The organism is Pontimonas sp. (genome assembly GCF_031581085.1).
GTDB lineage: Bacteria > Actinomycetota > Actinomycetes > Actinomycetales > Microbacteriaceae > Pontimonas.
On record NZ_JAVLBO010000030.1, the window covers coordinates 1 to 10,818 of the forward strand.

Annotated in this window: 9 protein-coding genes; 4 read left to right on the plus strand and 5 right to left on the minus strand. The window is 59.9% G+C overall.

Annotated elements, in window-relative coordinates; translation table 11 throughout:
* The 3 genes from RI518_RS07105 to RI518_RS07115 all read right to left on the minus strand — a co-directional run.
* Window positions 1-1,359: acyltransferase (locus RI518_RS07105; RefSeq protein WP_310689703.1), on the minus strand; the 1,359-nt coding region annotated here is incomplete at its 3' end.
* 103 nt (window positions 1,360-1,462) lie between these two features.
* Window positions 1,463-3,520: an acyltransferase family protein gene (locus RI518_RS07110; RefSeq protein ID WP_310689704.1), complete on the minus strand. Its 2,058-nt coding sequence runs from the start codon at window positions 3,518-3,520 to the stop codon at window positions 1,463-1,465.
* Window positions 3,521-3,620: 100 nt separating this feature from the next.
* Window positions 3,621-4,844, minus strand: coding sequence for a glycosyltransferase (locus RI518_RS07115; RefSeq protein ID WP_310689705.1), 1,224 nt, complete (start codon window positions 4,842-4,844; stop codon window positions 3,621-3,623).
* A 111-nt stretch (window positions 4,845-4,955) separates the two neighbouring features.
* Here RI518_RS07115 and RI518_RS07120 point away from each other — a divergent pair, with 111 nt between their 5' ends.
* Entirely contained in the window at window positions 4,956-5,897 is a 942-nt protein-coding gene (locus RI518_RS07120) for a hypothetical protein (RefSeq protein ID WP_310689706.1), read from the plus strand.
* Between the two features lie 161 nt (window positions 5,898-6,058).
* On the opposite strand, the gene RI518_RS07125 is transcribed toward RI518_RS07120, so the two are convergent.
* Entirely contained in the window at window positions 6,059-7,033 is a 975-nt protein-coding gene (locus RI518_RS07125; RefSeq protein WP_310689707.1) for a hypothetical protein, read from the minus strand.
* Between the two features lie 8 nt (window positions 7,034-7,041).
* Window positions 7,042-8,025 carry a GDP-L-fucose synthase gene (locus RI518_RS07130; protein ID WP_310689708.1) on the minus strand — a complete coding sequence of 328 codons (984 nt, stop codon included), beginning with the start codon at window positions 8,023-8,025 and terminating at the stop codon, window positions 7,042-7,044.
* Window positions 8,026-8,096: 71 nt separating this feature from the next.
* Between RI518_RS07130 and RI518_RS07135 the strand changes: the two genes are divergently transcribed.
* From RI518_RS07135 to RI518_RS07145, 3 genes are all read left to right on the plus strand, one after another.
* Entirely contained in the window at window positions 8,097-8,891 is a 795-nt protein-coding gene (locus RI518_RS07135) for a glycosyltransferase (RefSeq protein WP_310689709.1), read from the plus strand.
* Between the two features lie 102 nt (window positions 8,892-8,993).
* Window positions 8,994-10,031 carry a GDP-mannose 4,6-dehydratase gene (gene gmd / locus RI518_RS07140; RefSeq protein ID WP_310672309.1) on the plus strand — a complete coding sequence of 346 codons (1,038 nt, stop codon included), beginning with the start codon at window positions 8,994-8,996 and terminating at the stop codon, window positions 10,029-10,031.
* A 3-nt stretch (window positions 10,032-10,034) separates the two neighbouring features.
* The coding region (locus RI518_RS07145) for an ABC transporter transmembrane domain-containing protein (RefSeq protein ID WP_310689710.1) at window positions 10,035-10,818 on the plus strand (784 nt) is incomplete at its 3' end.

Genomic DNA, 10,818 nt, shown 5'->3' on the forward strand with positions numbered 1-10,818 from the left:
CGGAGAGTCGTCGAAATAGACCGGTGGTCTCGAGGCACTCACCTGTTCAAAGGGGGGAATGACCTCGGCCGGGTCGAGCCGGTCGACAGACACCTCGGTATCGGCGGGTCCTTCACCAACAGGCTCTGGTGCCCCGATGAAATCTCCCGGGTTTATTTGGGAGTTGTTCTGAGAAATGCTGTAGGCCGGCAGGGCGACCGTGACAATCAGGAGGGGGATGGCGGTGACGGCCAGAACACGGTTCGCGTTGATGCCATATTTCAGGCGAAGAAGAGGTTTCTCCACCGCGAATCGAAGCAGGTAGGACAGGGCAATCGAGAGGGCGATGATCACGAGCGCCCAGGTGAGGCTCACCGATTGGGTGACATATTCCCGGTAAAAAATGAGCAGTGGCCAGTGCACCAAATAGAGGGTGTAGGCGACTCCTCCGAGGGAGACCATAAGCGGTGTCGAGAGCAACGCACCCGCCGAGCCCACCTTCACACTGCGGCCCGCGAGGATGATCAACACGGTGGAGAGGGTGGGAACAAGAGCGGCAAAGCCGGGGAATGGTGCCACCGGCGCCACCAGGGCGCCCGCGGCGAGTAAGCCGGCGACACCGAGCCAACCCCACGCCGAGTGAATGGCCATTGCGGGCCACTTTGACAGCGCCAGGCCCAAAAGCGCACCCATCGAAAATTCCCAGCCCCTGGCGAAGGTGTCGAAGTAGGCCCAGGCCGAGTCGACAAAGTAGGTCAGGTAGATGCTGTAGATAAATGACGCCACAAACACCGTGGAGAAAATGCCAGTGAGTACTGCGCGGGCATTGACTGCCCGCGCGGTCTTCATCCCCGCCGCGATGACCAGGGCGAAAATCAACGCGGTGGTCAGATAAAACTGCATTTGAACACTCATCGCCCAGAAATGGAGAACGGGGGTTGGGGGTTCACTGCGGGAGAGGTAGTCCGAGCCTTGGATGACCAGCTGCCAGTTTTCTAAATACAGCGCCGAGGCGATGATCTCTCGGTGGACCAGGTTGATTCCGACCGGGGAGAGAAACAGGAGGGCACCGATGTAGGTGCCGAGAAGAACCACCAGTGACACGGGGGCGAGCCTGATAAACAGACCGACGAGAAAATCTTTTACCCCGCTAAAGCCGCGGTCAATTTTTCGCAGCAGGCTCGAAATCACCAGGAAACCGGTGAGGACGAAAAAGACATCCACCGCACCCGCGGTTTGCTCGGTAAACACGTGGTAGAAGACGACCAGGAGCACTGCCAGCGCCCTGGTGCCCTCGATGTGAGGAAGGTAGTGGCCTTTCGAGCCGGCGGTTGTCGCGGCAGCCTTCCCGGCACCCGCCCTCGTATCGCTCGTCATCATCACCCCAGATAAAGCCCCCGAAGGCCTATGCCCAACAGCCTAGAGGCCGAGCGGGAGGGGGCTGTGCACGAGCTTCTCGTGGGGGAGGGGACCGGGGAGTACCTCATCGGGGGGCGAGGACCGCCTCGAAGTAGGGAATCATTCGTTTGGCCTCGGCGACGGAGATATGAATGTCATCGCGGTAGGTGATGAAGCCGTCGTCTCCGGTGGAGCAGAAGACTTCGTCGCAGAGCTCGTCCCGGGGGTCGATGAGGGGCTCTTGTCTGGCCGAGGCGACCGCCTCGAGTGCCGCGCGATTAAAGCCCTGGGTTTTATCCAGCGTGCTCATTGCGACACTCCGAGCGCAGTTGTCGTTGACGAGCTCCAGCAGATTGCACTCACGAGGGTCAAAAGAGGGCCCCGGGGTGCGAAATTGCGGAATCGTCTGGACGAAGACAAAGTCGTGACCGAATTCGCTCAGACTCTCCGTGTCGCGCAGCAATTCGCGCTCGAGGGTGTCGGCCTTGTCGCCTGAACCGGAGGCCATTTCGCCTCGTGCGAGGTAGTGGCGATCATCCGACCAGGAGAGCACATCGTAAAAGGCAAGAACGATGGTTCCTGGTGGGGCGTTTTCCAAAAAGTCGTAGGCAAATGCGTTGTATTTAGAGCACCAGGTGAAGACCTCGGATCCGTCCTCGTAGGTCACCGTCATATCCCGCAGCGGAATACACGACGGAGCGGTGATGATCGTCACCGGCCTGTTGTGTATTTCTCCGGCTCCCAACACCGATTCACTAAAGTGCGCGGCGTTGGAATCGCCGATCAGATAGATCGGCTCGCCCGGGCGGTCTTCACCCCACACACACGATTGCGCCCATTCCCGATTGAAGCCCTCTTCGGTGATGCACTCCGTCTCGATCGCGATGTTGTCGAGGGTGGGCTGACCAATTTCATCCCGCACAAACGGAGCCACCACTCGAGAGGCTACCCACCACGCCGCCATCCAGGTGAGGACGGGAAGCCATAAGATCCGCAGCAAAAACAACACGACGGAGCGCCTGGTGGGGGTCTCCACGTGGCGAAAGCGCCGCTCGATCAGGTAGTAGGAAGCAGCTGCGGGCACGATGCTGGCGAGACCCGCGAGTGCGGCCACCGTGTCGCTATCTGGCCAGGTGAGGGTGACAATGACGATGACGGGCCAGTGCCACAAATACAGCGAATAGGACAGGTCTCCAACCCAACCGAGGAAGCGACCCGACACGCTTCGCGTGATGACCCCTTCGGGGTGGGACACCCCCGCGATCAATAGCGCCGCGGTGCCCAGCACCGGGAGCAGTGTCCACAGGCCGGGAAAGGGGGTCACCGAGCTGATGAGCGTAAAAGACGCGACCAGTGACGCTGCACCCAGGGCGGCAAGACCACTGCCCACGGCGCGGGGTATTCGCCTCAGTGCGGGTTCGGCAAAGGCGAGTAAAGATCCGACCCCAAATTCCCACGCCCTCGAGAGGGGTGAATAAAAACCGAGCAACGATTCACCGATGGGAAGCTCGGTACTCGAGGCGAGTACCGCGAGCGAAAACGACACCGCTGTGGCGGTGGCAATGAGAGTGAGTGCACCCCGTCTTGCCCCTATCCGGCGGCCCAGTACCACCAGGCCCAAGACGAGAAGGAGTGGAAACCCGAGATAAAACTGTTCCTCGACGGCCAAGGTCCAGGTGTGAAGCAGGGGGTTGGTTTGGGACCTCGCGGCAAAATAGTCGCCGGAGAGAATATCGATGGCGACGTTCGCCACGAAGAGCAACGCGGCCGCCGCCGTGTAGAGAACACGGTTGTCTTCCCCCAGTGGGGGAAGAAAAAACAGCGAAACCAGCAGTGTCGCCGAGACCATGACGGCCAAGGCCGGGACCAGTCGTTTCACCCGACGCAGGTAGAAGGAAGCAAGAGAAATCCGACCGGAGCGACCCCACTCACGAAGCAGCATCAACGTGATGACGTAGCCGGAGATCACGAAAAATACGTCAACACCGGTGAACCCACCCGGTAGGGGAATGCCGGCGTGGTAGACCACAACGGCGAGCACGGCGACGGCCCGAAGCCCCTGCACGTCGCGACGCCGGTTGGACTCCGTGCGAGCCTCCACAGAAGATGCCCGCCGGGTCGCGCTGTCGGTGTCGGGAGGCATCGTAGCCCCATTTTCCCAGAAGAGGGGCCCATTTCCCAGAAGGAAGGGCTCGGTGTAGCTGTCGAATTCCTGCGAATATGCCGCCGTAGAAATGCCGGGATTAGCCGGTCGAGTAGACCCTTTCGTAGCTCTGGGCGGCCGCTATCGGGTCGTAGTGCACCCGGGCCCTGTGGGCTAACTGTGCACGTTGTGTCGAGGAACGCGGTGTGACTGTGCCCAACACGGTGGCCAAGGATTCGACCGAATCAAACAGCGCACCCTCCGGATCGATCTCTAGATGCTCGGGAATTCCTGTGGCCTCTCGACCAATGAGGGAAACACCGGCAGCCTGCGCTTCGGCAATAGCCAGGGGTTGGTTTTCTGCCCGGGAGGCCACGACGAGATAGTCGGCCCGCTCCAGGATTTTCGCCACCTCGCTCGATGACTGGTAGCCCCTGGCCACCACACCGGGAATGGAGGCACCCCTCTCACCTCGACCCACCAACTCCAGGGTGGCGCCCTGCCCGGTAGGAAAAGCCCTTCGAAAGCCCTCGACCGCGTCCTCGACGCCTTTGAGAGGGTCCTCAAGATTGGCCGCGAGCACCACGAAGGTGAGTGCCTCGCGCGCTGTATCGCCTCCCTCTGCGGTGCTAGCTAGGTCGCGGCCTTCTGGATCACTAGCGCGCTGTTGGTCAGGATTGTGTTCCCCCGCATCGCTTAACGCGAGCGGGTTCTGAATTACACGGATGTCCTTGCCCTCGAACAGAGGGGAGCGGCTGGCTTCACCGGCAAGCCAGTGGCTGGGGCTCACCACCCGAAGGTCATGAATTCCCTGAAGGGCCGTGGCCTTTTCGGTGAGGTGTCGTTCCACGGCTCCTCGGAAGGGGCCTTTTACGGCAGGGCAGGCTGCACAGCCCGAGGTGAAGCGCTCACAACCGAGCGAGTAGTGGCAGACGCCGGTAAAAGCAGCCATATCGTGCACGGTCCACACCACCGGGCGGCTACCGGCAATTTCGCCCAACCGGTCCAGGTCGATCAGCCCGTGTGGCCAGTGCAGGTGGATGATGTCGACACCGCGCAAGGACTCGTCGAGCTGTTGTGACAACCGGTCGCGATAGAGAGAAATGGGTGCGTCAAAAGAGGCACTCTTGACCAGGAACTGATCGGCTGTTGCGGCCGCTGTGTGCAGCGGGGCAGTAAACGGGGCGTCTCGGAGGGATCCGGCAATCTGTGAAATCACAGTCGCCTCGTGACCCATGGAGCGTTGAATATCGGCCAAACGGGTCGCCACCGTTCCCGCTCCCCCCGAGGAGGAAAACGATAGGTGCGCAATGCGTAGGGCCACCACTCCACGCTAGTTCCTCGGCGGCCGATGTGGCGTGAGGACGTTTTATGGGCCCGCTGTGTGAGCACGCTGTGTGAGCGCGTGGTGGCCTGGCCTGTCTAGGCTTGCAGGGTGAGTGCATCACAGGCCAGGCCACAGAGTGCCCCCGTTGCCCTTTTGCTGTTTAACCGGCCGGAGGTGACCCAGAGGGTGTTGGAGCGCGTGCTGGCGGCTTCGCCCGAATCGGTGTACGTCATCGCGGATGGTCCGCGGGATGACCACCCTGGCGATGCCACACTCTGTCAAGAAGTGCGTGACCTGGTGACTCGTGCCCCGTGGGACTGCCCAGTGCACACCGATTTTTCCGATACCAATATGGGGCTCAAGGCACGGGTGTCGTCTGGTCTGGACTGGGTGTTTTCCCACGAACAGTTCGCCATCGTCTTAGAAGACGACTGTGTGGCAGACGAATCATTTTTCCCCTTTGCGACCGAGTTGTTGGAGAAATACCACGACGATGAGCGGGTTGGAATTGTCTCCGGAAATAACTTCCTGCGGGGTAAGCAGATAAACGACGACTCCTATTTCTTCTCCCCGGATGTGCGCATTTGGGGCTGGGCCACCTGGAGGAGGGTGTGGCAGGACTTTTCAACAGAGGGGCTTAATCATCAGTGGAGTGACAGTGAGGGTGAGGTGCTCCTTGCTCGGCTCACTTCGACGGCGAGGCGAAACCAACTGCATCGCATGATGGAAAAAGCCCACGAACTGAACTCGTGGGCCCTGCCCTTTGTCTTGCACGCCCAGCGTCGCCGATACCTAAGCGCCATTCCGCGCGAAAACCTGGTCACCAACATCGGCTTTGGTGCGGACTCTACCCACACCCAGTTCGAGAGCTTCACCGCGGAGGTGCCCCTCGGCACTCTGCGCTTTCCGCTTACGCACCCGGATGATGTGGTCGAATCCCCCGAAGCAGGGAGAATCGAATCCGCTGAAGAAAAAAAGATGTGGCTGTGGTTTCCCCTTCGACACCCCATCGATTTTCTCGGCCGGGTGGTGCGATACCTCAGCCGCTGAGGCCTTCTCAGCCAACTGCAGTGTGTGATGGGCCCGGTGTGATGGGCCCGGTGTGATGGGCACTGGCTCATTAGCACTGTCAGATCGCCACTGTGTGATGCGGAGCGAGTGCGCGGTCGCCCAGCCTGTGCTCCCGGAAGCGGCTTCGCCGGGTTGTGGTCTTAGGAGCCCGTGGTTTTCTTCCGGGGGGCTTTTTTCACGAGCGGGTGTTCGGTGACTTTGTCGAACGCATCGACTAGCGAGTCGGGGTCGAGATTGACGATGGGGTGTCCGGAAAAGTGCTGCTTCAGCGATAAAAACTGGTTGGCCGTGGAGTAAAGACTGTCGGCGATGCCGTTAATGGTGTGGCCGCTGATGTCTTGAATACCCGAATCGGTGCCTTGCAGGTGGGTGGGTTGTCGAACGACCCGGTTGTCGCTGTCTACCCGGAAGCTTTGAAAATAGCTGAGGTCTAACCCAATGACGAAGACCGTTCGGGGTTCTAAGTGCAGGGCGAAGCCCAGTGCTTTCACTCCGGTGCTGCCCTGGTAACCGCGGGGGTAGAGCGGCGAGGTGTTGGTGGACCAGCCCTCCAGGCTGTCGTTATCGAAATAGACCGTACGGGGAGCAATTGACATGGTGGTCACAATGCTCTGCCAGGTCCAGGGCATCACCATGTGCACTTCTGGGTTTTCTTCCACCTTCTGCCAGGCCTCAGCGTTCTCGCTCTTGCGGGCGGGGTGAAATACCGAATCTGACCACACCAGAAAATCTGGTGTGAGGGTTGTCGCAAGCGGGCTGTGCAGGAAATAGTTGGTGGCGATCACGACCAATTCGCCGGCTTTTTGGCGCTTCGCGACCTCACGGGTGTTGATTCTTGCGGCCGAGGGGCCACTGGCCAGTAGCAATACGTCTTTGCCCGCGGCCCGACCCTCGAGTTGACGCATTCCCGCCAAGGCTTCCGCCTTGCCGGAGCCTTGGGCGATGCGCCTGGTGAGAAACAGGGCGAGGACGCGGAATTTTTGTAACACGGTGCGCCAAATGGCCCCGCCCGGGTGGGTGTGGGGCGAGGAGTAGCGCTCGAAGTAGCTCAGCGATTCGTTGTTGCTCACCCGCTCTTTTGACTGTTCAAAACGCGACCACGAATCCGATGCCACGGTGCTCCCTACTTTCCTCGAAACGATTCGGCGTGTTCGAGAAACCACTGGTAGGTCTCCATCAGGCCGTCTCGAAGCGAGACGCGGGGGCTCCAGCCGAGCGCGTCAATTCGAGAATTGTCCAGAAACTTCCTCGGTGTGCCATCGGGTTTCGACGTGTCAAAGACCAGTTCGCCTTCGAAGCCCACGACGTCGACGATGGTTTCGGCCAGTTCGCGGATGCTGACTTCTTCGCCGGAGCCCACATTGATGATCTCTTCCGAGTCGTAGTGTTCGGCGAGGAACACGATTGCTCTGGCCAGGTCATCCACAAACAGAAACTCTCGAAGGGGTGTGCCAGAGCCCCAAATGACGACTTCTTTGGCACCGGATTCTTTCGCTTCGTGGATTCGACGAATCAGCGCCGGGACCACGTGCGAATCTTCGGGGTGAAAATTATCGCCCGGGCCGTAAATATTGGTCGGCATCGCACTAATCCAATGCCGGTCGTATTGTTTCCGGTGGGCTTGAACCTGCTGAATCCCCGCAATTTTGGCCACCGCGTAGGCGCTGTTGGTCTCTTCCAACTCGCCGGTCATCAACGAGTCTTCGGGGATGGGCTGCGGCGCAAATTTCGGGTAAATACAGGACGAGCCTAAAAACACGAACCGGTCGACGCCGGCCTGGGCGGCGGCGTCCATCAGATTCACCTGGATTTGAATGTTCTCGGAGAGAAATTCCGCCGGGTAGGTGTTGTTGGCGTGAATACCACCCACCCGCGCGGCCGCATCGATCACCAGATCGGGGGTGTTGTCTGAAAGATAGGTGGCCACCGCGTCTCGGTCGAGAAGGTTCAGCTCAGCCGAGCGAGGGGCGTCAATTGCACTAAGGCCCCTCGACTCCAACTCGCGCACCACCGCGCTGCCGACCAAACCCCGACCGCCCGCCACAAAGACTTTTGTCTGCGAGCCGAGTGAAAACGGCAAACCGACCGACATTGAACCGACCGACATTGACAAACCCCATTTCCCCGATTTCCCTGCGGCGTGCTGCCACGAGTCTAGAGTGGAGACTCGATTCGGGGGTGAGCACACTGGCAACAGGCACGTCGGACATTTTGGTGGTCTTACCCACACTGGGCGATCGCCCCGAAAAGCTCCAACGCGCCCTCAGCTCCGTCGATGCCCAACGCCCCGACGTGTCCGTGCGGGTCGTTGTCGTCATCCCCGAGGACAAAAAAGACGCGCTGCCAGACGTCCTGGCTGACCGCGTCGAGATCGTCACTGACCCCCATCGAGGTATGTCGGCGGCGATTAACGCCGGGCTTTCTGCCCGAGCGGGCGAGCAGTTTTATATCTGGCTGGGCGATGACGATTACTACCAACAAGGGGGCCTCGCCACCCTCCACAACATGCTGCGAGCCGATGACCGGGCGGTAGTCGCCTACGGCGGCTGTGACTACATCGACGATGACGGCCAGCTGCTGTGGACGTCGCGGGCGGGATCCCTCGCGTCGCTGATGATCGGCAAGGGACCAAACCTCGTTCCACACCCCGCGGCGCTGATGCGACTCGATGCACTCGAGCAGGTGGGCGGATACGACGAGTCGCTCTCGCTCGCGATGGACTTGGATGTGTTGCTGAAGCTGAAGAAAAGGGGCCGCTTTGTGCACACCACCCGGGTGGTCAGCGCGTTTGGTTGGCACCCCGATTCACTGACCGTCCAGGACCGCACACAATCCGAGCGAGAAGCGCGGATGGTGAAGCGTCGACACCTCCCCGCAGTGCTTCGCGGCATCGAGCCCCTGTGGGAATACCCGGTCGCCTGGGCCTCCAGGCTCGCCGCCCACACCTTGAATCGGAAAAGAAAACAGGGATAAAACCACTACCCTTGGGGGGTGCCGCGACCGAAGCGGTGCACGGGTGAGACAACACTGCGCGGGTCGATGGCCCAAATCGCCAGATAGAGGACACGAAAAGGTATGGCAACCAGGACAAAAAAAGCCCTCATCACCGGAATTACCGGTCAAGACGGCAGCTATTTGGCAGAGTTTCTGCTCGGTAAAGGCTACGAAGTCCACGGCATCATCCGCCGCTCGTCGACGTTTAACACTCAGCGTCTAGAACACCTATACGTCGACTTTCACCAAAAAGACGCCAAACTTTTTCTCCACTACGGCGACCTCAGTGACTCCTCCCGGCTCACCACACTGCTCCAAACGGTCGCCCCCGACGAGGTCTATAACCTCGCGGCCCAATCCCACGTCCGGGTGAGCTTCGATGAACCAGAACACACCGGAAACACCACCGGCTTAGGCTCTATTCGACTCCTGGAAGCCATCCGTCTGCTCGATCTGCCGTGTCGGTTTTATCAAGCCTCCAGCTCGGAAATGTTTGGTGCCACACCGCCACCGCAGAGTGAGGAGACCGTGTTTTACCCGCGCTCGCCCTACGGTGCGGCGAAGCTCTACTCGCACTGGGTGACCAAGAACTACCGCGAGGGCTACGACATGTTCGCCACGTCGGGCATCCTGTTCAACCACGAATCACCCCGGCGCGGTGAAACCTTCGTGACGAGGAAAATCACCCGCGCCGTGGCGCGCATAGCTGCCGGTGTTCAGGACACGCTGTATTTGGGTAACCTCGACGCCATTCGCGACTGGGGCTACGCACCCGAATACGTCCAGGCGATGTGGCTGATGCTCCAGGCCGACCAGCCTGACGACTTCGTCATCGCCACCGGGACCGAATACACCGTCGAGGACTTCCTTCGTTTCTCGTTTGAGCACGTCGGTTTGGACTGGAAAAAATACGTCAAGTTTGACGAGCGCTACCTGCGCCCCACCGAAGTGGACGCCCTCGTGGGTGATGCCTCGAAGGCGAAAAAAGCCCTGGGGTGGACACCGGAGGTTCTCACCCCGCAGCTCGCCACGATCATGGTCGATGCCGACCGCGAGATTTTGGAGCACGAGGGGAAACCGTGGACCGACCGACCGTTTTTGACCACTGCGGGGGCGTAGCTATTGCGTGAGGCACTGAAGACGACGTGGAGTTTTCTCACCCGTAGGCAGAAGGTCCTCTACGGCGCCCTGATCGCCGGGCGTCTCACCGCAAACCTGTTTGACCTCGCCGGTATCGCCGCAATCGGTTTGCTCGTGATGGCGGTGGCCTCCGGTGAGATTGATTTCGATCTGGGCGGTCTTTACCGCATTCGCGTCGAAGAAACCCCTCCGTCGTTTATCGCGATGCTTGTGGCGATTGCCGCCGGGGCCTTTTTATTGAAGGCCACGTTTAATCTCATTCTTTCTCTCGCGCTCGTGCGCTTCATGGCGGGTATCGAAGTGCGGGCGTCGAGGAAGCTTGCCGACTACCTATTGAGCGGGTCACTGGGTGACCTGCGTCGGTTTTCCCAGGCGGACATCCAGTATGCGGTCAACGCATCGACAGGGGCGATGTATAGCGGACTGCTGAACAACGTGGCCAACATCATCGTGGAGTCGGCCCTGATGCTGATGATTCTTGGTGCCTTTGTGTTGGTCAACCCCGTTGCTGCAATCTTGGTCAGCCTGTATTTATTGGTTGTTGTGACCGGTATTCAGTGGGTGATCGGAGAAAAGCTGAAGCAGGTGGGGCGGGATGTCAACGAGGGAACTATTGCCTCGACCGGGTCCATTCTCGATTCGGTTGCGAGCTTCCGCGAAGTCGCCGTCCTGAAAAAACAACCCTTCTTCCTGAAGCGCTTCAGCGATGCCCGCTGGATATTGGCAAAAACCAAAGCCACCCAGGTGATCCTCAAAAGTGTGCCCC

What these genes read in the sequence shown, in the direction of transcription:
- RI518_RS07110 (WP_310689704.1), bottom strand. Translation starts at nt 3,520, where the DNA reads ATGCCTCCCGACACCGACAGCGCGACCCGGCGGGCATCTTCTGTGGAG.
- RI518_RS07130 (WP_310689708.1), bottom strand. Translation starts at nt 8,025, where the DNA reads ATGTCGGTCGGTTCAATGTCGGTCGGTTTGCCGTTTTCACTCGGCTCG.
- gmd (WP_310672309.1), top strand. Translation starts at nt 8,994, where the DNA reads ATGGCAACCAGGACAAAAAAAGCCCTCATCACCGGAATTACCGGTCAA.